Below are 26,747 nucleotides of genomic sequence, written 5' to 3'. Positions count from 1 at the left end.
AACTGGAGTAGTTTGCTCACTATAATAGCAATCTATCTAAACCTATGGCACTTATCATCATCCGTTCTTTCTTGTTTCCCAATAACTGTTGTGACCAATCAACGATTCCCCCGTCTCCTATCTTGAGTACATGTCCATTGATAGTTGCAATAATGGTAAACTGTAGTCCGTTGTAGTATTGATTTTCAGTTTTCGTTGAGCTTTTGGATGTAACGACATGAATCGATTTCTCTTCTCCGTATCGCAATATCCTTTGAACTAGCCCTTCAGAATCCTTATATCCACTACGAACGCTAAGTACAATTTCCAAATCTGAATGAAACAACGCTTGGAAAATGTCTTTATAAACGTTTATGTGCTCCCAAAATGATTGCTTTTCAAAGGAGTAAGGTCCCTTATCTTTACCGGATGTAACCATACAAAACAATTGAAAATGGGATAAAATGCCTGGGGCTTTTTGAGGATTTTGTGCCCTTACATGTCTATGAGTCGTGCAAAATCTAATAAAATCATCTTCATTGTTCAATTTTCCCGACTTTAAGCAATCACTGATATGTAAGGCTAAGAGGTTTGTAGCATCCGCCACCACTTCCGTACCTCTCAGCGCTGATATGATCTTATTTTGGTCCACCGTAGCTACTATCGAACAAGAACCCAAAGGCGCTACAGGCGACATTTGCAAAGGAATAAATGAGTGATCTTGAGCTATTTTCAGTGTATCTAGTTCTAGTTGTTTTAACTCTAATGGATTAACTCTTGCCGCTTGCACAAACCTGTTTGCTTCGTATCTTCTTAGTAAGTCGCTGGCAGATGATTTCTTTGTTTTTCTACTAAATGCTTCGAGTAACAGGGTATTTAAATCGGACCCAGGAATTTGTTCAATTAATAAGTCCACTATGTTTTCAATGCCTAAATCACGAACTATTCTGTTTAAATTACTTTGTTCTTTATGAACCATCGAATACCCTCCTAAACCAATTTGTCCACAAAAACTACAAAAATCGCCCCATAAAGTATATAGGACGACGATTTCCGGGGTATGTATATCCATTATTTTTTGCTTAAACTTTTAAATTTTTTCACCTGCTCGGTGATAGCTATTTCAGTAGGAAGCCGTTCTACGCTGGATGCTCCGAAAAATCCGGCAATCCCTTTGGTTTTGCTAAGAACGTAGTCTACATCCTCCGGCTCCGAGATTGGACCGCCGTGGCAAATTACCAGTATATCCGGATTGATACTTTTCCCGGCATCATAGATGCGCTGAGTGAGGTCAGCCGATTCTTCGAGCGTCAATGCCGTCTTCGCCCCGATGCTTCCTTTGGTCGTCAGCCCAACATGCGCAACAAGAACATCCGCTCCGGCCTTAGCCATTGCGATGGCATCCTCTTCGTTGAAAACGTATGGGGTCGTCAATAAATCCAATTCATGAGCTTTACGGATCATCTCCACTTCCAGGTTATATCCCATTCCGGTTTCTTCTAAATTTTGCCGGAACGTCCCGTCGATCAGACCTACAGTCGGGAAGTTTTGAACGCCGGAGAAGCCCATTTCTTTCAACTGCTTCAAATAGACATCCATCAAACGGAACGGGTCTGTACCGCATACCCCAGCCAGCACCGGCGTATCCTTGACAATAGGAAGAACCTCGCCTCCCATTTCCACCACGATCTGGTTGGCATCTCCGTACGGCATTAATCCAGCTAAGGAACCTCGGCCTGCCATCCGGTAACGGCCCGAATTATAGATGATGATCATATCCACGCCGCCCGCTTCAGCGCATTTTGCCGATAACCCTGTTCCAGCCCCGGCGCCAACGATGAACCGGCCTTGTTCTACTTGGGAGCATAATCGCTTAAGTATCTCTTGTCTAGGTATCGCCATTGTTTATTCTACCCATCCTTCTTATGTTCCAGCAGCTTAAGTAAATGTTCTGCTATCACGTCTGCGACTGCGGAATCATTGATGTCTTGTTCCATATCAATCATGGTAATATCTGATCGAAGTTGCTGCTTGATTCCTTCATAAAGGGCCAGTCGTTCTTCTTTACCTTCAAATGGCTTGCCTGCCATGTCCAATAAGGATACTCCTGCCTTAGGGAACACCAGGATCGTAGGTGCAGTGCCTTCATTCAGCTTGGAAGCCAACATCCGGCCTAGCTCACGATTCTCCGAAACCGTCGTTCTCATTAATGTAGTTGTCGGGTTATGCTGGTAAAAGGTACGCCCCTTGAATTGTGCTGGCACGGTTTCCGGAGGCCCGAAATTGACCATATCGAGCGCTCCCACCGAGACAACCTGTGGAATTCCGGCAGCACCAGCTGCATTCAAACGGTTAGGTCCAGCACTAAAAATGCCGCCGACCAAATCATCAGCCAATTCTGTCGTAGTAATATCCGCAACACCCTTAATATAACCGGCCTTGATCAATTCCTCCATCGCAAGGCCGCCTGTCCCGGTCGCATGGAATACAAGCAGATCGTAGCCCTTCTTCTCCAGGATTTCCCTCACGCGGGTCGCGCATGGCGTAGTTACACCGAACATCGTGATACCAAGCGTCACTTTATCGTCCGCCGACTCTTGCTCCAGCCCTGCCTGCTGAATCATCCCGGCCAATGCGTAAGCGGCGTTATTTAATATGCGCCGGGACAGCCGATTAATGCCGGCGATGTCGACAATCGAGTACATCATCATAATGTCCTTCACGCCCACATAAGGCCTTGTATTCCCCGATGCAACGGTGGACACGAGCAGCTTCGGCACGCCGATCGGTAGCGCCTGCAGGGCCGAAGCAGCTACCGTTGTTCCTGCAGTCCCTCCCATCCCGAACACACCGCCGAGAATCCCCTGCTTCTCTAATTGAACCGCGATATTTGCGGCACCTTGGGTCATAACAGAAACTGCCGTTCCGCGGTCGTTCTGCCTTCGCAGTTCCTCAATGCTGGATCCTCCGGCTCTTGCAACTTCATCAGCGGAGACATCCGGCTTGAACAAAGGCTCTCCCAGCACGCCGGTATCGACAACGAAGGTGTCTATTCCGCACGCTTGCAGCGCATCTTTTACGAATTGATATTCATGCCCTTTCGTATCCAAGGCTCCGATTAATACGGCCTTTTTCTCCATAACACCAGCTCCTTCAAGGATCTGCCCTTTACTTCAATCCATTTCGCATATACGCATAACATGCCTTCATGCCCTCAAGCACTTCGCCGCCGCTTTCTTCATCTGCCGACATCCAGCCATTATAGTTGATCGCTTTAATCGCATCGAAAATCGGTTTGAAATCGATGGCTCCTTCACCGAGCACTTTCCAGTCTCCTTGCTCAAAGTCTTTAAGATGAAAATTATCGATCACATGGCCAAAGCTGCGGATCAACTCAGCTACGTCGTGGACACCGGACTTCACCAAATGCGCAGTATCCACGGTCAAACCGATGGATTGATCTTGGATCCGGTCAAAGAAGATATCAAAATCTTCACGGTACATTACCGGATTGTTGTGATGATGGTGCAGGGAAAGCTTCACGCCGTACTGCTGCTGTGCTTCAAGGCCCAATTCCGAAAACGCATCCCCATACCCACGAATATCCTTAGATGTAACTTCAGCTCTGTGAACCCCATGGCAGTATACGACTAGATCCGTACCGATTCCGGAGGCAAACCGAAATACTTTCCTAAGCTGCCGGGTGCCCGCCTCATCCAATCTCCCGCCTGTAATGAGCGCCGAGCCCACCCCCGGTAATTGCCCCCATGCTTCCTTGAATCTTTCTGGCTCGTTAAGATAGGGGCCATATTGCGGGCCTTTCAGTTGCAGTCCGTCATAGCCAACCGCTCTATATTGTTGAAAAAGAAGCGTCTGTTCCTCCACTGTGGAAGTGGGTCTGGAAAATGCCAACTTTATACTCATAATTGTTTCTCCTCGTATATCATTTAAAATGAACTAAGCTTTCCCCTAGCAGTTTCAAGGCTCCAATAGCCCCAAGTGACAGTATAAGGCGCTGAAAATAATCTTGCGGAATTAACGGCAGCAATTTAATACCCGCATAAGCGCCAATTGCAATTAGCGGTACCGTCCAAGCATTAAACAACAAAGATTGGGATGTAATCATTCCTAATTGAATGTAGAATGGCACTTTAATGAGATTCACAAGCAGGAAGAACCATGCGCCAGTTCCGACAAACTCTTGCTTGGGAACTTTTTTAGCAAACAAATAAATCGCCATAATGGCCCCGGAAACATTGCCGATCATGGTAGCAAAACCTGCTAAAAAACCCATGGCGGTTATAAACCAGAGCGAAGAAGGATATTTGGAATCCATCTTCGCACCTAACGAGTCTTTGATAACTTGAAGCAGGATGATGCCAAATATTAGGGATCCCAACAGGAGCTTTAATTGATCATTACCCGTTTTCAGTAAAACGAAATATCCACCAATTACGCCCAATAGTACACATGGAATCAGGCTAATTAAATGCTTCCAAATCACATTTTTGCGGTAATAGGAAACCGCCATTAAATCCCCGACAATCAGCATAGGCAGTAAGATACCTACCGACAGCTTTGCCGGAAAAATAAGGGTCATGAGCATGGCATTAAAAATCCCCATTGTGGAAACGCCCGTCTTCGCAAAACCGACGCAAACCCCCACGATGACGATGATGACGATTTGCCAATTGCTCAAATCAAACATGTTTATTCGCCAATGGTCTGGCGGTCCGGTGCTGAGTACGTGATAATCATACGACACGGCTCCCAACTCGTCGTCGTTGCATTATGAGGCACATTACGCGGAATTCGCAGCATCATGCCCGGTTCCAGATGAAAGGTTTCATCTCCTAAGGTATGGTCGCATTCCCCGGATAGTATAAAGATAATTTCTTCGCAGTTCGGATGCACATGTCTGGGATTCGATTGACCCGCGTTAATATAAACCATACCGAAGGTCATTTCGCTATCTGGATCAATTTCTTGGCCGCAAAGCCATTGAATCTTTCCCCAATCCATATCCAATACACGTGCCTTATCCTGCTTTCTCAAATCCGTAATGGTAGCCATACACTCGTTCTCCTTTATATGTTTACTTAGATGCCAAACGTTCTTTATACGACGCATTCATTTCTTGAATAATCTTCTGATAGTTGGCGTCTTGCTTAAGTTCGGCAACTAATTTATCCCATGCGTCGATATTGGATTTGCCCATAATGACCTGTGTTTTCATGTCATTAATTTTCTTGGTGAAGTCAGAACCAACCTTCAGGTTCGTTTCTGAAACCAATCCGACGGCAGAATTCGGTATGCTGATTTTGGATTTGGCATCGATGATTTTCTTATTTCGTTCGAATACATCCTTCGGCATACCAGGCGCAAACGCATACATATAGGGATCGTACTTCATGAAAAGCTTGCCGAACGCACCAGGGCCCAAACTGTCTTTAACGCCTTGATCATTAGTAACATAAAATCCGTCTTCTTTTTTATGATGAACGCCTTCAATTCCATAATTGGATAATACGTGACCTTCCGCCGAAGCGCCGAAATCGAGCAGGGACAATATTTTTTTCACCTTCGCTTCGGAAACGGATTTGGGGATAGCCGCCACACCGATCATGCCTGAACCCTGTCCAGTGAATTGGCCCTGTGAAGCCGCTACAGAAACTAAGGGCTCCCACGTTACCTTCGGATCTCGCTTCCACTGGTCGTAAGTCCAGCGCCATAACGCTTCAATCGTCTCAGATGTCATTCCGGCGCGTCCGCTTGTCGCCAAATCCCAGTATTGATTGTCCTTCATAACTGCAAAATCAGGAGGAATAAGCCCTTCGTCAAACAGCCTCTTCTTGAAAAGAAGAGCTTCCCGCATCGTCGGCTCCAGGGTCACGTCGACTAATTTGCCGTTAACGACCTTCCATTTCCCATTGGAGCCATTATAGATGTTGTCGATGATATCGTTTCCACGCATCGTATACCCATACGTGTCCTTTTTTCCGTCCGGTTCTTTTTCTTTGAATGTTTTCATGACTGTATACAATTCATCCATCGTTGTCGGCATTTTTAAGCCTAATTTATCCAGCCAATCCCGGCGAATCGCCAGACCCCCGACTTCTAAGGGTCTTACGATAGGAACAACATAGTTTTTGCCATTTATTTTGGTGTTGTCCCAAATTTGCTTAGGTGATTCCATTAAATGTTTATATTCTTTAAGAAACGGCGTGAGATCCCAAAAGGCGCCCTGTTTGACCATCGTCTGAAACTGCGGAATCGAAGTCGTATCCGGCAGCTTAATGAGATCGGGAAGATCCCCCGAAGCGAGTAAAACATTCAGCTTGTCGTTAAACACACCATCGGAAATCCAGGTAATGTTCAGTTTAGTATTCGTCTTTTTTTCAAATTCCTTCGTCACCGGATTATCTGGTCCTGGCGGCTGGGCAATCGAGAAATTGCTTAAAATATTGAGGGTGACGGGCGCCTCCATCTTGCTTGCCTCCGGCTTCGTGTCCGTCCCTCCTTCATTGCCGGAACACGCCGCGGCCAATAACGCTACAATTGACAGCATTGCAATAGATGCACGCTTCTTTGAGCCTTCCATCATACCAAAACCCCCTTATTAAGTTTGAAGCTGCAATCAGCCTTTAACTGAGCCCAACAAAACGCCTTTGGCAAAGTGTTTTTGAAGAAACGGATATACGATTAATATCGGGACAGAAGCGATGACAACTGCCGCCATCTTTATCGTCTGTGTTGGAATTTGCTGTTCCGATATCATTTCGACAGCTGCAGCCCCACCTGTTGACGTTTCCGAATCGATCAGCATGTTCCGTAATACAATCTGCAAAGGTACTTTGGCAAAGTCGTTAATGTACAGAACGGCGTTAAAAAATGTGTTCCAATAACCGACCGCGTAAAACAGACCGAATGCAGCCAGTGCAGGTGCGGATAGAGGGAGAACGATGCGGAAGAAGGTACCCAAATCGTTGCAGCCGTCAATCAATGCTGCATCTTCCAGTTCTGCCGGTATACTGTCAAAGAAGCTTTTCATCAAGATGACATTCCAGCCGCTAATTAATACGGGTATGATCAGCGCCCATACGCTGTTGATCAGCCCTAATTCACGCACCACTATATAATTGGGAATAATGCCAGCATTAAACAAGATGGTCAGCAAAACCATCAGCATTATGATTCTTCTTCCCCTTAACCTTTTACGCGACATCCCAAACGCCATAGCTGCTGTAAAGATTAAGCTTAAACCAGTCCCGATAGTTGCCAGAAATGTACTGACAGCGGTTGCATTTTTAAATGCTGGAGTAGCTAACAAATACTTGTAGGCGGCTAGGGTCCAATTCTGGGGGAAAAGCACAAATCCGTTTTTTCGCAAATATTCTTGTGAATCTGTGAAAGAGACTATAAAAACGTAGTATAGTGGAAATAAAGTAACAAACCCGATCAAAGCTATTACAACGATGTTCAATAGATCAAACATACGACCACCCACGCTTACTTTCATCTTCCGACACCCCCTGACTTAATAGACCCCATCCTCGCCAATCCGTTTGGCAAGCCTGTTCGCCAATACGACAAGTATGAGTCCTACCACTGATTTAAATAACCCGACCGCCGTGCTATAACTGAATTGACCTTGCTGAATTCCGTTTCGGTAAACATACGTTTCAAATACATCCGCAACTCGTGCCACTGCCCCATTCGACATCAAAAACACTTGTTCGAAACCGACATCCATGATGTGCCCCAGCCTCAGGATCAACAAGATTAGTATGACACTTCTTATGGCTGGCAAAGTAACATGCCATGTCTGCCTCCAGCGGTTAGCGCCATCGATTTTGGCTGCTTCATATAATTGCGTGTCAACTCCTGTAATGGCTGCTAAAATAATGATCGTTCCCCAGCCCGTTTCTTTCCATATATTTTGCAGGACAAGAAGCCCCCAGAACGTATCCGCATTCGTCAAAAAATCGTACTTACGCAAGCCAATCGCTTCCATCATCAAATTGATGATACCCGAAGAATGCGACATCAATAAAAACGAGATGCCGGCAATAATGACCCAAGATAAAAAGTGCGGAAGGTACACGACCGATTGAATGACCCTTTTAAACACTTCATTATTGAGTTCGTTCAGCAGCAATGACAGAATGATCGGCAGCGGGAAGAAGAACAACAGATTCAATAAACTGATCATCATCGTATTGCGAAACAGCAGCATGAAATCCGGGTTTGAAAAGAACCGAACAAAGTGTTCGATTCCAACCCATTCACTTTTCAATACCCCCATATACGGCGAGTATTCTTGAAATGCAATGATGATTCCCCACATAGGAACATATTTAAAAATGATAAAAAAGAGCACGCCTGGCAAAACCAGCAAGTATAGGTATTTGTCACGTCTTAAATCAGACAAGAGAGTGCGCCGTTTCTTGTTCTTATCCATAGTGACGGACGATTGCAAAACAGCCGATTGTGTTCGCATAATGTTTACCTTCCACTTCAATCAATTTTTTGAAGCGTTAATTAATATGTACAGCACGAGATTACACCATTACACCTTGCTTTAAATGAACAATCCGTTGTTCTTTTGCAGACAAATAGGCAGCATCGAGAACAGTAACTGTTTTCAAATTGTCTTCGGAGCTGTTTGGCGCTTCCACGCCGGTTTCCAAGGAAACGAGCAATTGGTTTAAGCCTTCGTAGGTTGCAACTTCTCTTGAAATGTTGTTTTCCCAAGTGGCTTCAGGCTCTTTCACGCCTTTGCGGTATAAGCTTACGGTTCCATGGCCATTGACGATTGTACCGGTTTCCCCGATTACGATTAATTCCGCTTTGTTATAAGCTGATGAGAAGCTTTGGACATAAGTCGCTACGGCGTTATTTTCGTAAACGATTTGAACGGTGGCATCAGTTTCCCCTGCGCAATTAATAGCCGATGAGGAACGGTTTTGACAAACAACCGAGACAGCTTCGCTTCCAAGAATTTGCCGGAAACCGTCAAACCAGTGAATACCCATAACCGAAAGTGCATGACGTTCACAATCCAACCGCCAACCACTATCCTGCCTAAAATGCAGATTGGAAAATAGAATGGATGTAACTTTGCCGATCAAACCTTCCGCTACCTTCTCCTTTACTAATTCGAATGGAAAATGGCGTCTGAAGTTTTGATTGACCGAAACGGGTACACCATGCTTTTTGGCCTTTTCCGTAATTTCGGTTGCTTCAGCTAACGTATCGGAAAATGGCTTTTCAACGAATACCGGCAAGCCTGCTTCGATCAGCGGAAATACGATTTGCTTACGGATGGAAGTAGGTGTACACACGATAGCAACGTCGATTCCACTATTTTGGATAAAGTCTTGCAAATCGGTAAACCGCTGCGGCACACCATATTTATCAGCTTTAGCATGGAGCGCCTCGGGATTTGGATCGCATAATGCGGTTATCTCGATTCGCTCCGGATGATCTTTGTACCCCACGAAATGTAATTCGGTAACACCGCCTGCTCCCACAATACCCACTTTGTACTTTTTCATTGTCGCTTCCACTCCTTAATAGTTTTGTTTGAACTTTCGGCTAAATCAACAGCATTTACTTAAGTTAAACCTTTTTTCTTATAATTCAACTAAGTTGACAAACTAATTGTATAACATGATTTATAAATTTGCAATCGCTTTCTTAATAAAAAATAACCGAAGTTGACATTCAACTTCGGTTTGTACCTCTAGGTGACTATCGTGTTTATCCATCTACCTCATCATCGAAAATGAGTACATAACTCGAACCTCTTACGGTCGGGAACCTATGCACGCCAAACTTCAACTGCGATCTCTTTTTCTCCTTCTCGTATCCGAAGAATTGGGTAAGAAGTTCGTTATTATGATAGATAATAGGCGCTCCAGTAGCTTCTTTTTCCAGCTGCCCCACAATCATCGAGGTACAGGATTAAGTTCCCACGCAATCCTGCCCGTTGAATGATCAATAAGAGGAGCTGCCGCAAGGCAAACTCCTTCACTATCGTTAGCGTAATCACCTGAACGGCGAATTTTTTGCTGAGCCTTGAATCTAAACATATTGCTCCGGTAAAGCCTTAATAATCTCTTCATATTTTAGAGCGACAGTTCCAAAATATGAACCGGACTTTGATGAACGTAGGCTAACAGCAGTTCTTTATTAAACTCGTCATCGTTCATTCTTAAGCTTTTTCGGATTAACTCCATCATTGCTTCCGTTTTTTAACAACCAGTGCTTTTTAATTTTCATGGGAGTTTAGTCCTACCTAATGAATTACATAAGAGCAGGTATAACCTACAATTACAAAGTACTGATGAAGGTGATATACCAAAATTTGCTAAAAAAGACAGTCAATGACTTCAGTTTAAAAGTCGTTGACTGTCTTTTTATTCAGCTATCGTTCCTATAGGAATAATTGTATTGTTTAGGAAGCATCCCGTTTATGCTGTTGGCACAGCTCCGATCTGTTGAAGCAACCCAAGCATATCGGGTTGCCCATGTTCTTCAACGATTTGCCCACCGGTAAATCGGTAGAAATTCATTGCCTGCACCTTGATGGTCTTCGTTGTCGGCGGGAAACCAAAGAAAGTGCCTAGGTGTGTGCCTCGCATTATGAAGCGTGCAGCCACCTTATCCCCTTCGGCAACCATCTCCTCTAGCGTCCATTGGATATCAGGAAAGCCACCTCGCATCATTCCAATGATTGCGAGATATCCAGCCGGACCCTGCATCGGCTCTGCCTGTCCTGGGACATGGAAGATCGCATCCGGGGCGATGAGCTCTTCTGCGAGCTTCTCGCTTGGGGTATTAATGAAATCTGTAAACAGGTGCATCTGATGTTTGTTGGTTTCAAGTGTCATGGTGAAACTCCTTTCAAAACTCCTATTGTTTTTGATTGCTAAGTCAAACGCCCTCGAAAGCAATTAGACATCTAACTTTAATTTTATTTAATGCACCTCTATTTAAGAGAGGTGCAATTAAATCTTTGCAGTAGATTCTCAAGAACGGACTCAAATTGCTCTCCTTCCTTCTCTGAGAACCCTCCATACATGACTTCCCTTATGCGGGATGATACTTCTTCGAAAATAGGTTTTAATTCGATCCCTTTCTTAGTGAGCTTAATATAGGTTATTCTGTTATCACTAATTTCCTTTTCTCTAATTACATAACCGAACTCAACCAGTTTGTTTACGAGTACTGTGACAGTTGGTTTGGTTCTATGGATGTGCTCAGCTAGTTCCTTCATGGTTACGTTTTTTTGTTTATACAGATACGTTAAAATATCCCCATGAGAAGGAACTATCCCTTCGATTCCATGCTTTTCGAGTTCCGAGATGATTAATTTATTCACGGCATCTCTGATGTGGCTAATGAGTGAGATTGCATTTCCTTTTATCATGCGTTAATTATAGTTCGACATCTAAGTAATGTCAAATGGAGCGATTCGTTGGGAAAGCTTCATTTTTCGAAACGTGGATCATCTCACTAGGGAAACTTTTCTTAAAATACTTCTCGACTCTTACATGGATATCTCTTCGGTACCACTCCGATAGACCATGTACTTCAAACAATTGAGGCATTCCTAGCTGCTCTGAACGTTTTCCCATTGAACCATCCCCGATATTCAATGTATCGATCCAGATACGATCCACGATGCCTTCCAACAATTTTGGAAAATCAGGTGTAAACGGTAATACAGGTGAAATAGACGCCTGTGTCGCTATTCCGGCCTCATGTATCTCTCTTAAAGCTTTTAGGCGCAGTTTGATCCCAGGTGCATTCGGAGCAAAAATCCGCTTGATATCCTCTCGGTCTGTTTCAACCGTCATTGATACCAGGACTTCGCATTTCTCTTTTAACTTGATTAACAAATCAAGATCCCTTGTAACGAGTGGGCTTCTTGTCTGGATTTGAAGCAGATCAGGGGACGTGTCGACCATGGCTTCCAAAATCCGCCGCGTAATGGCTGCCTTTCGTTCAACCGGTTGATAGGGGTCGGTCGCTGAGGACATAAAAATATTCACCGGTTTGTTTTTTCGACGGAGGTTGATAACTTCATTCCGGTAATTTTCTGCCGCATTTATTTTAATGTCCACCCATTCTCCCCAAGGAATCTCTTTGAACTTTTGAATTGGCATTTCTCTTACGTAACAATAGCTGCATGAAAATCCACAGCCGCTGTACGGATTCAATGAATGGGTAAATCCAATATCTAAGTAACCTTTGGCTTCGCTTAGAATTTTTTTGGAAAGGATATCTTTGATTTCCACTGCCATTATCTACATCCCTCCTCTCTTAGAAGATCAGTTCTCGGCGCTTTTCATTCACTTGCGATAAACCTCCTGTTGACCATACTTCGATATTTTTCAATCGTGATATTTCTTGCTTCGCTAAAATCTAGTATTTACCTGCCATGAAAGAAAAACTCCGCAACATTTTTGTACCAAGTATTCTTCCACCTCTACTATTAATAAAGGCTAAAAGACTGATAAGCAAGCAGGAGAAGCATAACAGTCCCGGCTATCCATAGAACCCATTGAAAAATGGTACTTGATTGAATTAGAAAGGCTATGCCTGTTACTGATAATACAACAAATATCATATCTCCGACCGAACAACCTAAAGAGAAAATAAGTGCGGGTAAAAAACCTTTGGATATCCCTGTTCGGATTAATGCTAAAATTTTCCTTATTCTAAAACAAGTGACAGACCGAGTAGAAAACCTGAAATATATAAACTCATCACAATGTTCCTTTCTATTTAACGCAATAAAACCTAGGATGATCCCTGCTCGCTTACTCCCGTTTTGAATTCGGACTGCGGTATGTGGAGCGATATTGACTCGGAGTAGCACCCATGTACTTTTTGAACTGCCGCATAAAGTGGACATCATTCTCATACCCGCACAGACTCGCGATTTCTTTGACCACGCTGGTTGTATTCTCAAGCAAGTACTTCCCATATTCTAGCCGATTATTGATCACATCATGGATAACGGATATTCCGAAAATCTCTTTATACAGTAATTGAAAATAGGACCTGCTCATATTCACCTTTGCAGCCAGCTCATCGATAGAATAAGAAACGGAAGGTGAATGATAAATTTCATTGCGAAGTGCGATGAATTGATCATAATAGGCAATGATTTGATTGTTGGATTCGATACGATTGCGCAGATCGCTCAGCTTCATCAGCAGGCAGCGAACAGTGGCGTCCATGATTTCACGGCGAAAATTGCCGTTATGAATGAGCTCTCCTTGAATTTCGCCCACTTTTCTGGAAATAAAAAAAGGATCACGTGCCTCTAATAAAGTATCAAATGGAAGGTTAAGCCGCTCGCAAAAATCCTCCATATCCTCCGCATCGAAGTGAAACCAATCATGAACCATAGGCTGCTCGAAGTCTTTATATAACTGTTTGCTCCCTTTTCGGTAGACGATATACGTATTTTTATCTACCGTAACCATCTCCCCCCGAATCTCTATCTCCATTTTGCTTCGAAAAAGAAGAAATAGATAATCCCCCGAGCCGTATGGGCGGTCGATGGTAAAGCCACTCGGGTGGACGACGTTATGTCCGCATCTTTTGATCTGAATCATTTTCAACACCTCAATTATGGACAATAGATCAGTTATTTTCTATTATATATCATTTACCGAATGGATATTAAGCGAGAAAATGGATGTGTACAAAAGAAAGAAAGGATAATACTTCAGTAAATAATGTAAGTTAGGGAGGAATGGCATTGAACAGAATTATCGTGAATCCGAAGCGAGTCGTAGGAAAAGTAAATCCGCTTATTTTCGGTAATTTTATTGAAAATTTGGACAGGTGCATTTATGGCGGAGTTTACGATCCCGACAGTCGGAACTCCGACGAAGACGGTTTTCGTAAAGAGGTCATCGAAGCTTCCAAAAGCATGGGCATTTCCAATGTGCGATTCCCTGGAGGATGTTACGCTCCTTTTTACCATTTCGAAGATGGGATCGGCGATAAGGCCAACAGACCTCTTACTCGCTATAAAGGCTATCCAGCTTCCAACCATTTTGGTACGGACGAGTTTATCAAATGGTGCAATAAAATTGGAGCAGAGCCCTTTATCTGTGTCAATATGGGTACCGGGACAGCGGAAGAGGCTATGAATTGGGTCGAATATTGCAACGGGAAAGCGGGCTCCAGGTGGGCGGACAAGCGGATAGCAAATGGAAGTCCCGAACCCTATAACGTAAAATATTGGGCTCTCGGCAATGAAATCAGTGCACCTTGGGAACTCGGATATACGGAGACACCTCAGGATTATATCAAAAAGGCAAGAGAGTTTGCGATGGCCATGAAGTTCGCTGATCCTACGATCAAGCTTGTATTCTGCGGTGCGCATTTTCCTATTGATTTTCCTCATGATAATTGGAACCGGGACATTCTTGACGCGCTCTACGACTATATCGATTACATCAACATTCACGATTATATCGGCAACGACTATAAGGACAGCGTAAGGGATACATGGCAGGAATGGGGGCCAGTTAAAACCCACTATTTCCTGTCCGAATTTATGACCTTGCTCGAAGATGCTTATCGGATCATGAGGGAAGATATTCGTCTGATCAACCATAAGCATAACAAGTTCAAAACCATCGGCATTGCCCTGGATGAGTATAATCCATGGTACCGCCATGAAGCTGACCATATGGTGCCTTTCAATGTGAGCGACAGCTTGCTTGTCGGTTCTTACTTTAATATCTTTGTGAGAAACAGCGACGTTGCCACCTTGTCCAATATGGCACAACTGGTGAATACGATTCCGGCCATGGTAACCGAGAGCGGTGGAACTGGCTTCTACCGTCAGGGTGTTTCTTACGTTCAGGAGATGTTCTTAGCCAATAGAGACATGACGGCCGTTGATGTCTGGAACGGCGGCAGCACATATCAAGGATCCTATTACAAGGAAGTGCAGTTGCTGGATACATCTGCTAGCTATGATGAGAACAACCGCACGGTTATTCTCAATATCATCAACCGAGACCATGAAAACCATCACACGGTGGATATCGGGATTACGGACGAACAGATCGATACCATCAGCGGACAACTGTTCGGAGATAGGGAGATCGAAGCTATGAATACTTTTGCCGAGCCTGCGCGACTTCGAGTCAAGGATTTCGAAACGACGGGCTCCGGCGTCATCGAACTGGAACCCCTGTCATTATATGTCCTGAAGATTCGCTTGAAATAAAAAGCGGCTGTCCTTAGCTAATTTAAGCCTGAGGATAGCTGACTCCACTGTTTTATTCTCTTCTCTTGAATGAAAGAAGCCCCCAAGTTATACCGATTGGGGGCTTTCGATCTTTTCTTCACTAGATGCAACCTAAGAAGGTTCTTTTACTTTTTATCCGACCGATCATGTGGTACGGTGAGAGTAACCGTTGTAACCGTTTTGTTGCCCGCTTTGTCGGTTGCCGTGTAGGTTATGAGATAGATACGACCTGTTCCCTTATCTGATCTTTCAGCACGTAAACTGAAGGATTGATCCAGAGTACCGTACTCGGCATTTTGAATATCGTTCGGTTGATCTTCAGATTCCGTCCCTTGATCCGGTTCGTTACTCGTAATCGAGATCAGTACGATCGAATCGATTCCTGAGATGTTATCACTTCCGTAAACTCCCGCAGTAACCGAAACAAGCATATGATTCGGCGGCCAAAGCTCCGTCTTATCGGGCACGACATTCAGAGTCGGCGCCGATTTATCGATATGGATCGGTACCGTGTGCACCGTTTCCACGTTGCCGGCATGATCCACACTCCAATAGACGAGTGAATGAATGCCTTCCTCCGTGATGTTAACAGTCGTTCCTGTCTGCTGAACACCGCCATCCAAGGTATAATAAGTCGCCGCTACGCCGGAACCGCTGTCGCTTGCGGTCAGATTCACCGCAACATCATGATTGACCCAGTTTTGCGGGGCGTCATCAATCGTTGTCGGCGCGATCGTGTCAACCACCTGGATGTCGACCGTCATGGCCGCTGTTGCTCCTCTTGCATCGTACACGGCAAACGTCACACCATAGTTGCCGGGCATATTCGGCGTCCAAGCAAATTGACCGGTTTGCGTATTGAAGGAAGCTCCGAGAGGCAAATTGGATGAGCTGTAGGTTAAAGCATCTGCATCCTTATCTACCGCAACTACGGAGAAGGTAACGCTGGTGCCTGCTTCTACCGTCTTGGCCGGGATCGGTGTGAAGACCGGAGCCGAGTTCAGTGCCTCAAGCTTGTTCAGAAGCTGTGCAGTCGCTGCGTCAATGGCATCTTGAGCCGCATCTGCAGCCAAGGCTTTTGCGTTTGTGACCGCTGTCTCAAGAGCTTGCCAGCTCGTTTCGTTATAAAGCGCCTTGTCAAGTGCCGCTGCTTCATTCAGCGCATAATTCAGCAGGGTTCTGTCCATAAGAGATGCTGTACTGCTATATACAGTTCCAATCTCAATCGCACTCAAAGCATAATTGTAAATTCGGAATTCATCCACCATCCCGTTAAACAACGGATCGTTAAACATGGCTTTGCCTATGTAGTTGAGCGTCGGTTTGAAATCACTCATCTTGATTGTGAAAGTACCCGTTTTTTTCTCCACACCGTTGACGTACAGCTTCGCCGTGCCGCCCCCCAGTGTTACCGCCACATGCACCCATTCATTTAAAGGCAGCGACGTGGTTTCAATGTTTTGTTCGCTTCCTCCGTTTTTGATGGCAAACCGGAGCGTATTGCTCCCCGACTTCGGAGTCAAGAACATATATCTAGACGTACCAGTACCGAAGTCGAAGATCCGCTGCCAATTTGTGGAACCTTTCCAATAAACCCAGGTTGAGATCGTGATTTCATCACTGGTTGCCAAGGGATGATCCGATGGCAGGGTGACATAGGTATTGCTGCCGTTCAGACTGATTGCTTTCCCGCTTTTACCATCCCCGTAAGCAGGTGTTCCGGTTACCGTTCCATTCGATGATCCGATGGAGCTTGCTGCATTCTCTTCAAACGAGTAGAGGGATAGGGGCAGCGGGTTGCGAACAAGCAGCGATTTAGCATCATACATCTTCTTTGCAAGCGCCGTCGCAGAATATCCTTGAGTCTGCATGGCTGCCTTAACCTGATCGACTTGTTGCTTGAAGTGATAATAGCTCAGACGCGTGTAGTTACTTGCTATCACAGCATCCGCAGCTGCCAATGCAGATTGAAGCGGATCTATGACCAGCACCGATGTACCGTCCGTAGTGCCCATTACAGCCGGACCATTATCCGCCATGATGAGGAGCCCCACATTCCCTGTCTTATATGTCGTACCTACCGTAAATTGTGCAATCCAATGGCGTTGATCCGTTGTAGTGGCCGCTACCGTTTGATCGCCAAGTTTGACACTTACATTCTCAAGCGCTTTACTTGCCGCAAAGGTCAAGGTAACCGTATTTCCGGTAAGCGCAACGGCAGAATTCTCCGGATTATCCGATTGAATCGACACGCTGTCCAAGGGGACGAAATCCGTTTGCTGGACAGTCCCTAAAAACTTCACCTCAGACAGATTGCCAAACCAATTGCCTGCATTATAAACCCGGATGTAGCGATAGTACTTCTGACTTTGGGCTGCGAGAACCGAGAGCGTCTGCCAGTTGGCGGTATTAGCGCCTGCCGTAGTCAATGTTACCCATGGTTCATCACCGATATGGTTCGTTCCTTGGATTACAACGCCGGCAGCACGGCCGGTTTGGTCCGATCTTGCGAGGATCTTGACTTTGCTTAACAGCACCTTCTGTTCTGCCCCGAGATCAAAGGCCACCCAGGAACCACTGCCGCTATTGTTGGCAGCCCGGAAGTCTGAAAAAGAGTTCGTATTATCCAATAGATATCCGGCTTGTGTTTTGGTATCTGCCAAAGATCGTCCTGGTGTGGAATCAATCAAGGACAGCGTCTTGAATACATCTGTAAGAAGTCCTGCCTCCTGGACAATGGTTACCGCCGAGCCATCCGTTGTGTTGGTTACCCTTTGCCCGTATTGACCTAACTTCTCATAATCAATCCGGAAGGAAACTTTTCCAGACGTATAGAAATCACCTAACATAAAACTTGCCGTATAATGCAGGTTATCCGTAGTGTTGACGACTGCTGAAGCATTGTTCAGTGTAACCTTGACGTTCTCCAACACTTCACTGGCTGTAAAGGATAACGTGACTGTATCTCCAACTGTGGCAATCAGAGGATCGCCGGAATGATTGGATGCAATGTTCACATCATGAATGAGGTCCAAAAACTCGATGTCATTATTATTGAAACTGATATAATCCACTTCAATATTGCCGCCAGCCGTGCCACCGCTCGTTTCCAGCTTCATCATCATGGACCCGGTACGAGTTGCATAAGCCGTATAGGTCAGATCATAAGCCAAGGCTACGAACTTGCCCTGGGTATCTGGTACATGAAATACTGCCACCTGAGCTGGTGCACCCGCAACCGCTTGACCAACGTTGGTAGCCGTAATATCGACAGGTTCATCGCTTTTTACTTTCAAGCTCATGAACACCCGGTCATTCCCTCTGGTGCCCAAATCAACAGCGCGATATACGACGGCAGAATCGTCGCCTTGCAATACCACATTGTCGCCGACCCTCTCGGCATTGTCGAACATATCCGTATAATAGGCTCCACCTTCGGTTTTCCCGGTAACAATCGGCACCACAGAAGGCGTCACATATTTGAAGCTGTTTATGGTCAAGGAGCCTGTACCCTTGTACACATAATAGAGATTGTTATTACCCGCGTTGCTTCCGTACAGTATCTCAGCTTCTGCATGGGCGAAGCTGGTAACTACAGCAACACCTCCGGAATCGGAGATCCCGTAGGATTTAATGAGCTCACCTTCAGGACCGCCAAGCCTCATCTCCAATATGCCGCTTCCGGCCGCCTTATGATTCAGCTCGAATTGAACGGTTCCGCTGTCAAAATTCATATTGCGGTAACCGATATAGCCTCCATCCGTCAAGGTGATGTTGTTATCTGCTGTATTCTTCGCGTAGGCTGTAGTGCTGGTGAAAGGAGCATCAACAGCAAGGTTGTCAGCTTTGGCGAATCCATTGGAGAACTGAAACCAATAGGGCTGCGGGGCAAAGTTATATGCATTGCCGGACCCGCTTAACTTGAAATACAAGTTTTTCCTTCCGGTTAGTGTACCGCCCAGTCCATTCAGCTTCTGTACATGCGTGTGCTGTGTAGCCCACCAGCCTGTATTAGGCACCTGGAACATCGCAGTTGGCTGCATGAGCGCCATAGAATCGTCGGTCAGCTTGACATCCGCTTCGGTCACATACATAGCAACTGTCGCGCCTATCCCGGAATTCAAGCCATAATTAAAAGCCAGGGTGTCCACTGGAATCGAACCAAAATCGAAATTCTCATAGCCGATCCAGTTGCCGTTCATCGTCCCTTCCGCGGTATATTGAATATATCCGGTCTCGTCCAGATAACTTGCGATCCCCGGTTTCACGTAACCGTTCTTATATGGGATTTTATTGTTGCTGTCAAAAGGAATTGCCGGATGTCTGTTAAACAGGGGATTCGGATCTTCCTTTTCTGCCAGTGGCTGCGGAGGTCCCTTGGGGGCATCGCCAAGTGCAGCATGGGCAGGAGTAAACAGCAGTTGCCCGAATCCAGGCATATCAATGGATTGCCCTTCCGGGTAATCCAGCCCCATGATCCCTTCAGGGTACTTATACAGTTCATCGAAAGGCGAACCAGAATATCCCTTCACATGTTTATAGTGATTGTAGATCGAGGCTATTATCGGACCACCGGCTCCTCTGCCTGCCGTACTTACGGTTGCCCACTCTGTTTTTTGTCCCAAACCGTTCACATTAGGGAGAAAATCCACATCGTAGCCCAAATTGTATTTCGAGAAATAGGAGATCATTTTCAACAGCTTTTGGTTCTGGAACTCGTAGGGGTCTACGCCTCCGGCAGCTACCGGAACTCCGGTTACCGGATCCAGCATGGTTCCTTGCGTGTAGATCATTTGGGCTGCCATTCCCAGCGCCCCTACGTCACCGCCGGCATGCGGCTGGTCACGTCCCATTTCCACAACTTGTCCATTATCCAATATCATGGCGGAGACGGAGAAATTGGTACTGTTGGCGGTCGGGTTAGCGTTTGCAGAGTCTACTGCTTTTTTATTAACAGCAAACCGCTCCACAGCTTCATTATATCCGTTGATATCGTCAAGGAAGATGGAAATAGCCATATAGCCCATATTCCCAACTGCAGCTTGATTGAAGAAACCATACCATTTATTGGACTCCTGCCAAATCAGACGGAAGAATCGATCATAAATCCCCTTCTTCGCAGGATCGATATTCCCCTCTGCATCACGGCAGAATCCCGAGCTTGGGGTGTAGAGAAGTATTTCTGCTGCTGCAGCCATTTTGAGACCGGCCACGCCGGATGAGAGAACACTGGACGCGCCCCAAATCAGGGCTTCCGAATCCCAGTTGGCGGGCTCCGTCGTGTCGAAGAATTGCTGCAGGCCGTTCCCCCAGGCATCCAATACTTTTTTGGCATTATTCAAATAAGCTTGGTCACCAGTAATATACCACATAAGCGCTTGCTGATAGGCAGTTGTGGCATCTTGACGCAGCTGCTTATCCCCGTTGCTGTCGGATATCTTGGGGTAGGAAAATTCCTTCTGATCCCCACCGAATCCATAGACGACAATATCCTTGGCTGATTCCGGAGTTTTACGGAATTTCTCGAAGGCTGACGCCCATGGCTCCTTGCCCAGCCATACCATGTCACGGATCGTATTCAGATCCGTTCTGGAATGGAGAATACCAGGATGAGCAAGACCGGTCGAACCGTTTACTTCATAGTTATCCCATTGGCGGTCATAGTTCGGATTAATAACAGAGCTTCCCTGGGGTGTCGGAATGCTAGATGTATAGGACTCGATCGTTCCTGCCTCATCCGAAGCCGAGACCATGGCCATGTTCATTGGAAGCGTTCCAACAAGAAGCACGGCTGCTAAAATCAAAGAAAGATACCTTTTGTAAAAAAATCGTTTCAAGATAAATACCTCCAAACTTATTTTAGAACACTCTGCCTCTTACACTCCCATGTAACATATTCAATATGCCATATTGGGGAAATGACAGACAGATTAATGTTAACCGGGGGGGCCAAGACTCTCTTTGCTTCTTCCCCTTACGGAGTAAACGATAACGATCGCTTTATTCGTTCACTTCATTTCTGGTTCCATCTATCCTAAGTTCCGCGAAAGATGAGATACCAGGATATGCAGGATCCGTAGGAATACCGGGATAATCCACTTGGAATTTCAAATATCTAAATGATTCGTTAACTAAAGATTCTTTTACACGGATGGTCTCCATTGCTTCTGTATTTGTCGTAACAGTCTCCGTTAGTAAAATCCAATTCACTCCATCATTGGATCCATATACATTCATTCCTTCAGAGCGGTTAGGTAAACCTCTTCTAGCTTGGAAAGAAAAAGCTTTCGCTGAGATTTTATACTCTGGTCCAAAATCAAAAATGCTTGGTGCTCTTAAATCACCGCTGAATGTTGCCGTATCGTTATCTACTAGTCCTTTTATGTTATCCTTATTCATGGTTGTTACAGACGGAATAATAGAGTCATAGGCATAATAATTAAAGGTTCCATCTGCCAATTTCGGATTCAGCAGTTCCAACGCATTGATGCTTGTCACCATTTCATTTAAAGTTGTTAAGAATATACGATCTTCTGTACTTCCCTTAAGCAATGTTTCAACTTCTTCTTTGTGTTTCGAAAATTCCAGAAATATTTTTTGTGTATAGACTTGATTCTGATTATAAGTTGATAAAACAGCTTCATATGCTTGATGGTGATTATTGGAAACAACAAAGTTTAATTGAGCTGTATTAACAACCACGCCATTATCAGCGACTACCGTAACTAAAACGGGTTCGTCTGTCTTTTTATCAGGTGTCCATTTGATCGTTCCATCGCTGTCAATCGTCATTCCTTTTGGAGCGTTCACCAAACTAAATGTTACGTTATCGGCATTATCCAACTCAATTTTCTGTTCATATGGAACTTTTTTGAGAAGATATTGCACCTGTCTCAGATTCCCTTTAAAGGTTGGTACATTCGTTTTCAATCCACCATCTGCATTTATGTATTGCAAACGATCGAAGTCTACTTGAATATCAGTATCAGAAATTACCGAATAAAAATCTAAGTTTGCCAATTGTCTAGCAGTCCTAGAAATTTGTTTTTTTCCATTAGTGTTATATACTATATATTTCCACTCCCCATGTGTATTGGGGATAGTTACTTCCTGAAATGCTTCGCCATAATAATTATTGCTGCTAATTAATAAGTTGGCAGTCCCCGTTGAACGAATCCTCAAAGAAAGAAATTCACTTTCAGGTTTATTGATCTTTATTAATGAAGGCAAAGCAATCTGATTTCCTCCACGTATTGTTTTTATATCCTTCGGATATTGAGAGTCATAATCCGTTTCTTTAATCTGTTCTTGATTTTTTGCAGATTTTAAACGAATATAAGTTGTTTCTTCTTCCTTTTTAACTGAAGCTAAGGATTTATCTAAAATAGCCCCTCTTTCAACAAATGAAACAGAACTATCTTGAGCCTGCGCTGGAATAGCGATCTCCTTGTCTAAACTACGCTCGCTTGGAATGGACAACCAATACTCGCATCCTATTTCCGTCATTTTATTATCACTAAAACTTCCCCAAAAATTAGTTAACTTCGATCCATTATAAAAATTAGGAGAAGTTAAATGTTTAGCCCTAAATGATAGTTGAGGAGCCTTTTTTTCTAACTCTTCTTTTGTCATCCCCTCCATATATCTGTAAGCATCGTAAAGCTCGCTCATATTAAAAAATAAACCTGTACGACCGCGATATGCTTCTGAAACTTTTACGAAATCCGGATATCCCAGGTCAGTCCAGGGGATTGTATACCCTCCCATATAGCTATAAAGTTTCTCAGCTCCTTCTAAAATACGCTGATTGAGAAAAGCATATGGGGTCTGGGCATATACTGCTGTTGAGACGGTACCATTTACAGGATCTATCTTTGTTTTTTGTTGGTTCAGAATACGTGCTATCCCAGTAAGATCGATAACGTCTCCAGTACCATGAGCTTGGTCCCGACCCATTTCCAAATGCTGTATATATGATACGCCAGTAGGGTTTCTCGGATCGTTTGCCTCTATTAAATGGAATTGATTTTTCAAGGCGCCGTTAATATCCGGTTTTTCAGTGGTGGAATTGACCATGGCCCATTCGACCGCCTCTTCATATCGGGCCTTATCATCTTTAAAAATATAACCGGCCATAGCTCCAATCACCGGGTAAAGGTGCTGATTCATATACCTGTAATTGGAATACAAGAAGGTGCTGATTACGGGATCTATAAGATTTTTAGTAAGTTTATTTGTATCTTCTTCTGTCCATGTCAAGTTATAGTTCATAATTCCGTTTTGTTCATCATTGTACTCTTCATCCACCACAGTAGTGTATCGTAATAGTTCCGCAGCACTGACCATATAGTAAAATGGTGTCCCTACATGAATATGAGAATCAGCAAAATACTGAAATTCATTAGGGTTCATATTTTCCCATATCCGGACAAGCCTTATGGCATTATATCGATACTGGCTGTCACCTGTTAAATAATAAAGCACTGCCTGCGTATATGCCCTAAATCCATCACTGCTTAAATTTACATTCGCAGATGACTTCTTAAATGTCGAATCTTTTGGTGTATCGATCGTTCCGGCTTTTAAGTTTGCTGATTCGAACTTTAAAGAAGCATACTTGGTTTGTTTCATTGCATTATAATAGCTTATCCAAGGGTTGTTCCCTTTCATCAATTCTTGTCTTGTATTCTCTAACTTTTCTGGATCGACACTGATTCCCGGATGAACAAATCCACTTTTTTCCACAATAATAAGTTTTACAACTTCACTCACATCGGAACCATTCTGTTCAGCTTTTACTACATTACCAAATTGCAAGCTCCCCATCACAACAAATAGGGATAATAATAATGGTATTAACTTTCTAACCATAAGTTCCTACCTCCTTAAAGTATTAATAGCCTCTCGGCATTCGCCGAGGCAGATGGGACAAGGGTTTCCTTGAACCATCAAATTGCCTTCCCTCCTACTTTTGTAGGGGGATTTTTTATTTTTACCATAAGCCGAATTGGAAAATAAAATTCAGATTACGAGTAATTCCGTGTCGAAAACACTTGACTTTTTGAAATCGCCTTAATAATAGTGACGGAAGGGATGCCATTCTCAGTGGTTTTGCCTTGGATGACATTCCTGTGTAGGCACTTTTTATGACTTTTTGAGGCGCCTTTGGCACGCGATAGACAAGCACTTGAAACCCAAGAAGCAGAGAAAACGAAAAGGAAAGACTAAGAAAGGAAAGAAGAAAGGCGAGAAGGCCCCTACGACTACTGCGGGTAAAGTCAAGCGCTTAGTCGAGTATACCTGCCCAAAACCTTGCTCTGATGCGGAATACGGAAGAACCTTTCACATATTCAATATGCCATATTGGGGAAATGACAGACAGATTAATGTTAACCGGGGGGGCCAAGACTCTCTTTGCTTCTTCCCCTTACGGAGCAACCTCACCAAAAGTCGCATCGCCGTTAAATACCGCTCCCGATCCACTCTGAGCATACATCAGGTCATTGGCATGACGCAGGTACCGGCTTGAATCGGTCCACATCTGGTAGGAATACTTGGTTGCATCTGCCAGTCCCGGCACACGGCGGAAAGTGGCATTATTTTTATATGTGGATGTATTGTCGTTCACATCCAACCATACCTCTCCATTTGATCGCACCGTGAGGTAACGACCCGGAAAGTTTACGGACTCGAAAGAATATCCCTTCGAATCGGTTAATCCGGCAACTATTCTGAATTGAGCATCCGCAACCGGCGAAACATTAGCGTCTATCCGTGCACGATAAGCGGCATGCCGTAGATATCGGGTCGAGAAGTTATGGGATTGCAAGCGAATGACCGGAGCCGTTGTAAAAAGCAGTACACCGTCGCCCATGAAATCCTGGCTTGCACCTTCAGGATATATTTGTGTAAATGCCTGGGACAAATATTTTGTATTCTCGTTGGTATCCATATCCGCCCTTTTTTCTATATATTTGTAATAGCTATACAAAATACCGATCGTAGGATCGATTTTTCCGCGGTCTCCCGTAGTCGGAGCTGACCATATTTTACCGTCTGTTTCGTAACAGGGAATATAAGTAACATCGTTGCCTAAATTGTATTTAGTCAAATAATTAGCGCCTGCAAGAAGTCTGTTATTAAGAAAATTGAATAGATTGACGGCGTTTGTTGCAGTGGAAACGGTTCCAAGTGTTGGATCAACTTGGGTTCCTTGAATATAAGAAGTCAATGCAACACTTGAAAGTGCCCCGATCGTAGTATATGGATGTCCTTGATCCCTCCCCATTTCTACCACTTGGATGTTCGCAGGCACAGTTGCACCGGTTACAACATTTTTCGTCAGTTCTCTGATCTGGCCTTTTATGGAACCATCGCGGTTATGCCCGCCTGTAGGACTGTAGAAATCCCAATTATCACCCAACTCCGGATTTGTTGTTGCACGCTTCACAGCAACAGCATAGTCTGCAGCATCATTTCTGAATACAGCTGATGCGATCGTACCCATTGCATTCATACCATGCTGATTCATAAAATGCCAATATCTATCATATTTACTCTTCATTAGCGTAAGGTAATTCGTAAAATTCGTTGTATCTGTTGAAGACCAGTTATAAGGTGTTGTATTGGAGGCTGAGTTTCTTAATATATCCGCTGCAATACTGAATTTGAATACAGCCAGAGAAACACGAATCTGTTCATCAAAAATAGATCCTATGGATTGCACATCAACCCAACGCCTAATGAGACCGATTGCATTTTTTCTATACGTTTCATCACCGGTTACATACCACATCATCGTCTGTACATAAGCGGTATCAGCATCTTGCGCCATATTTCTGACTGCGTAATAGCCCTCAGTACCTATACCTCCACCAGGTATATCGAAGGGAGCTGTATCATTAATGTTTACTCTCATCAGTGGGGTTTTACTGGATTTTCCATACCCGCTAAATTTAACAAAAGCACTGGCCCATGGTTCATCACCCGATCTCACGTGATTCTGTATAGTGTCCAGCATGGCTTTGGTCAGAATGATTCCAGGATGGGTGAAGGTCATTGTTGAAGTAACGGTTTTGGTTTCTGTCACATTAGGTACAAAACTTGTAAGCAGTCCATTGATTTTTGTCTGCACGTCTGGCGAAGCCTTCTCTGCCATTACCGGAGCGGACGATATGGCGAGGGAAATAACCATACTAAGGATCAGACAGAAGGATAATAATATTTTACTGATCGATTTACAAAGTTTCATAAACAACCTCCTCTTATAATGGTTGCTTCCCGCAAATCAAAAATGGGTAATTATCCCTACAAGGCTCTATACTGAAAGCGATTTCAAAAAAAATATCTCTCCTTTCTTCCAATTGAATAAAATCTGTCTCATAGTCTATCATAAAACTTCCATTGCACACGGCTTACACTAATTATTTTATTCACGTAGAAGGAATCTTCATATATTAATTTTGCAAGATTTCTTGTA

The 26,747-nt window shown here is 44.3% G+C and carries 19 protein-coding genes; 1 reads left to right on the top strand and 18 read right to left on the bottom strand.

Going from position 1 to position 26,747, the window contains the following annotated elements; genetic code table 11:
• Nucleotides 1-19: 19 nt before the first annotated feature.
• From ICC18_RS17185 to ICC18_RS17115, 15 genes are all read right to left on the bottom strand, one after another.
• A complete protein-coding gene (locus ICC18_RS17185) occupies nt 20-958 on the bottom strand; it encodes a hypothetical protein (RefSeq protein ID WP_188175662.1) in 939 nt (312 codons plus the stop codon).
• 92 nt (nt 959-1,050) lie between these two features.
• The gene (locus tag ICC18_RS17180) at nt 1,051-1,881 is read right to left on the bottom strand and encodes a phosphoenolpyruvate hydrolase family protein (protein ID WP_188175661.1); all 831 of its coding nucleotides are present in this window, start codon (nt 1,879-1,881) and stop codon (nt 1,051-1,053) included.
• Between the two features lie 8 nt (nt 1,882-1,889).
• Nucleotides 1,890-3,119 (bottom strand): Tm-1-like ATP-binding domain-containing protein, encoded by a 1,230-nt coding sequence (locus ICC18_RS17175; RefSeq protein WP_188175660.1) that lies wholly within the window; start codon nt 3,117-3,119, stop codon nt 1,890-1,892.
• Between the two features lie 28 nt (nt 3,120-3,147).
• Nucleotides 3,148-3,903, bottom strand: coding sequence for a sugar phosphate isomerase/epimerase family protein (locus ICC18_RS17170; protein ID WP_188175659.1), 756 nt, complete (start codon nt 3,901-3,903; stop codon nt 3,148-3,150).
• A 19-nt stretch (nt 3,904-3,922) separates the two neighbouring features.
• Entirely contained in the window at nt 3,923-4,687 is a 765-nt protein-coding gene (locus ICC18_RS17165) for a sulfite exporter TauE/SafE family protein (protein ID WP_188175658.1), read from the bottom strand.
• Nucleotides 4,688-4,689: 2 nt separating this feature from the next.
• Nucleotides 4,690-5,052 carry a cupin domain-containing protein gene (locus ICC18_RS17160; protein ID WP_188175657.1) on the bottom strand — a complete coding sequence of 121 codons (363 nt, stop codon included), beginning with the start codon at nt 5,050-5,052 and terminating at the stop codon, nt 4,690-4,692.
• Between the two features lie 22 nt (nt 5,053-5,074).
• Nucleotides 5,075-6,583: an extracellular solute-binding protein gene (locus ICC18_RS17155; RefSeq protein ID WP_223192630.1), complete on the bottom strand. Its 1,509-nt coding sequence runs from the start codon at nt 6,581-6,583 to the stop codon at nt 5,075-5,077.
• Between the two features lie 33 nt (nt 6,584-6,616).
• Nucleotides 6,617-7,498, bottom strand: a complete 882-nt coding sequence (locus ICC18_RS17150) for a carbohydrate ABC transporter permease (protein WP_188175656.1) — start codon at nt 7,496-7,498, stop codon at nt 6,617-6,619.
• Nucleotides 7,499-7,516: 18 nt separating this feature from the next.
• Nucleotides 7,517-8,440, bottom strand: coding sequence for an ABC transporter permease (locus tag ICC18_RS17145; protein WP_282559203.1), 924 nt, complete (start codon nt 8,438-8,440; stop codon nt 7,517-7,519).
• 100 nt (nt 8,441-8,540) lie between these two features.
• A complete protein-coding gene (locus tag ICC18_RS17140; RefSeq protein WP_188175654.1) occupies nt 8,541-9,536 on the bottom strand; it encodes a Gfo/Idh/MocA family protein in 996 nt (331 codons plus the stop codon).
• A 918-nt stretch (nt 9,537-10,454) separates the two neighbouring features.
• On the bottom strand, nt 10,455-10,874 hold the full coding sequence (locus tag ICC18_RS17135; RefSeq protein WP_188175653.1) for an ester cyclase: 420 nt from the start codon (nt 10,872-10,874) through the stop codon (nt 10,455-10,457).
• Between the two features lie 98 nt (nt 10,875-10,972).
• The gene (locus tag ICC18_RS17130) at nt 10,973-11,365 is read right to left on the bottom strand and encodes a MarR family winged helix-turn-helix transcriptional regulator (protein WP_312029541.1); all 393 of its coding nucleotides are present in this window, start codon (nt 11,363-11,365) and stop codon (nt 10,973-10,975) included.
• Nucleotides 11,366-11,444: 79 nt separating this feature from the next.
• A complete protein-coding gene (locus tag ICC18_RS17125) occupies nt 11,445-12,290 on the bottom strand; it encodes an SPL family radical SAM protein (RefSeq protein WP_188175651.1) in 846 nt (281 codons plus the stop codon).
• A 191-nt stretch (nt 12,291-12,481) separates the two neighbouring features.
• A complete protein-coding gene (locus ICC18_RS34775; protein ID WP_223192659.1) occupies nt 12,482-12,904 on the bottom strand; it encodes a LysE family translocator in 423 nt (140 codons plus the stop codon).
• The gene (locus ICC18_RS17115) at nt 12,810-13,613 is read right to left on the bottom strand and encodes a helix-turn-helix domain-containing protein (RefSeq protein ID WP_188175649.1); all 804 of its coding nucleotides are present in this window, start codon (nt 13,611-13,613) and stop codon (nt 12,810-12,812) included. The genes ICC18_RS34775 and ICC18_RS17115 overlap by 95 nt, the downstream gene beginning before the upstream one ends.
• Nucleotides 13,614-13,759: 146 nt before the next feature.
• On the opposite strand from ICC18_RS17115, the gene ICC18_RS17110 reads away from it, so the two are divergent.
• Nucleotides 13,760-15,247: an alpha-L-arabinofuranosidase family protein gene (locus ICC18_RS17110; RefSeq protein WP_188175648.1), complete on the top strand. Its 1,488-nt coding sequence runs from the start codon at nt 13,760-13,762 to the stop codon at nt 15,245-15,247.
• 146 nt (nt 15,248-15,393) lie between these two features.
• Here the strand turns inward: ICC18_RS17110 and ICC18_RS17105 are convergent, their stop codons facing one another.
• The 3 genes from ICC18_RS17105 to ICC18_RS17095 form a co-directional block, all read right to left on the bottom strand.
• A complete protein-coding gene (locus ICC18_RS17105; protein WP_188175647.1) occupies nt 15,394-21,105 on the bottom strand; it encodes a LamG-like jellyroll fold domain-containing protein in 5,712 nt (1,903 codons plus the stop codon).
• A 163-nt stretch (nt 21,106-21,268) separates the two neighbouring features.
• Nucleotides 21,269-24,139 (bottom strand): putative Ig domain-containing protein, encoded by a 2,871-nt coding sequence (locus ICC18_RS17100; protein WP_188175646.1) that lies wholly within the window; start codon nt 24,137-24,139, stop codon nt 21,269-21,271.
• A 556-nt stretch (nt 24,140-24,695) separates the two neighbouring features.
• Nucleotides 24,696-26,519, bottom strand: coding sequence for an AbfB domain-containing protein (locus tag ICC18_RS17095; protein WP_188175645.1), 1,824 nt, complete (start codon nt 26,517-26,519; stop codon nt 24,696-24,698).
• Between the last annotated feature and the right edge of the window lie 228 nt (nt 26,520-26,747).

It is taken from the genome of Paenibacillus sedimenti (assembly GCF_014534655.1).
Classification (GTDB): domain Bacteria; phylum Bacillota; class Bacilli; order Paenibacillales; family NBRC-103111; genus Paenibacillus_E; species Paenibacillus_E sedimenti.
This window is presented reverse-complemented; position numbering and strand designations above follow the sequence as displayed.

Excerpts from the sequence above, each read along its gene's own strand:
- ICC18_RS17150 (WP_188175656.1), bottom strand. The coding sequence starts at position 7,498 with ATGAAAGTAAGCGTGGGTGGTCGTATGTTTGATCTATTGAACATCGTT.
- ICC18_RS17100 (WP_188175646.1), bottom strand. The coding sequence starts at position 24,139 with ATGGTTAGAAAGTTAATACCATTATTATTATCCCTATTTGTTGTGATG.
- ICC18_RS17095 (WP_188175645.1), bottom strand. The coding sequence starts at position 26,519 with ATGAAACTTTGTAAATCGATCAGTAAAATATTATTATCCTTCTGTCTG.
- ICC18_RS17180 (WP_188175661.1), bottom strand. The coding sequence starts at position 1,881 with ATGGCGATACCTAGACAAGAGATACTTAAGCGATTATGCTCCCAAGTA.
- ICC18_RS17140 (WP_188175654.1), bottom strand. The coding sequence starts at position 9,536 with ATGAAAAAGTACAAAGTGGGTATTGTGGGAGCAGGCGGTGTTACCGAA.
- ICC18_RS17115 (WP_188175649.1), bottom strand. The coding sequence starts at position 13,613 with ATGATTCAGATCAAAAGATGCGGACATAACGTCGTCCACCCGAGTGGC.
- ICC18_RS17155 (WP_223192630.1), bottom strand. The coding sequence starts at position 6,583 with ATGATGGAAGGCTCAAAGAAGCGTGCATCTATTGCAATGCTGTCAATT.
- ICC18_RS17170 (WP_188175659.1), bottom strand. The coding sequence starts at position 3,903 with ATGAGTATAAAGTTGGCATTTTCCAGACCCACTTCCACAGTGGAGGAA.
- ICC18_RS17160 (WP_188175657.1), bottom strand. The coding sequence starts at position 5,052 with ATGGCTACCATTACGGATTTGAGAAAGCAGGATAAGGCACGTGTATTG.
- ICC18_RS17185 (WP_188175662.1), bottom strand. The coding sequence starts at position 958 with ATGGTTCATAAAGAACAAAGTAATTTAAACAGAATAGTTCGTGATTTA.
- ICC18_RS34775 (WP_223192659.1), bottom strand. The coding sequence starts at position 12,904 with ATGTCCACTTTATGCGGCAGTTCAAAAAGTACATGGGTGCTACTCCGA.
- ICC18_RS17165 (WP_188175658.1), bottom strand. The coding sequence starts at position 4,687 with ATGTTTGATTTGAGCAATTGGCAAATCGTCATCATCGTCATCGTGGGG.
- ICC18_RS17145 (WP_282559203.1), bottom strand. The coding sequence starts at position 8,440 with ATGGATAAGAACAAGAAACGGCGCACTCTCTTGTCTGATTTAAGACGT.
- ICC18_RS17175 (WP_188175660.1), bottom strand. The coding sequence starts at position 3,119 with ATGGAGAAAAAGGCCGTATTAATCGGAGCCTTGGATACGAAAGGGCAT.
- ICC18_RS17135 (WP_188175653.1), bottom strand. The coding sequence starts at position 10,874 with ATGACACTTGAAACCAACAAACATCAGATGCACCTGTTTACAGATTTC.
- ICC18_RS17125 (WP_188175651.1), bottom strand. The coding sequence starts at position 12,290 with ATGGCAGTGGAAATCAAAGATATCCTTTCCAAAAAAATTCTAAGCGAA.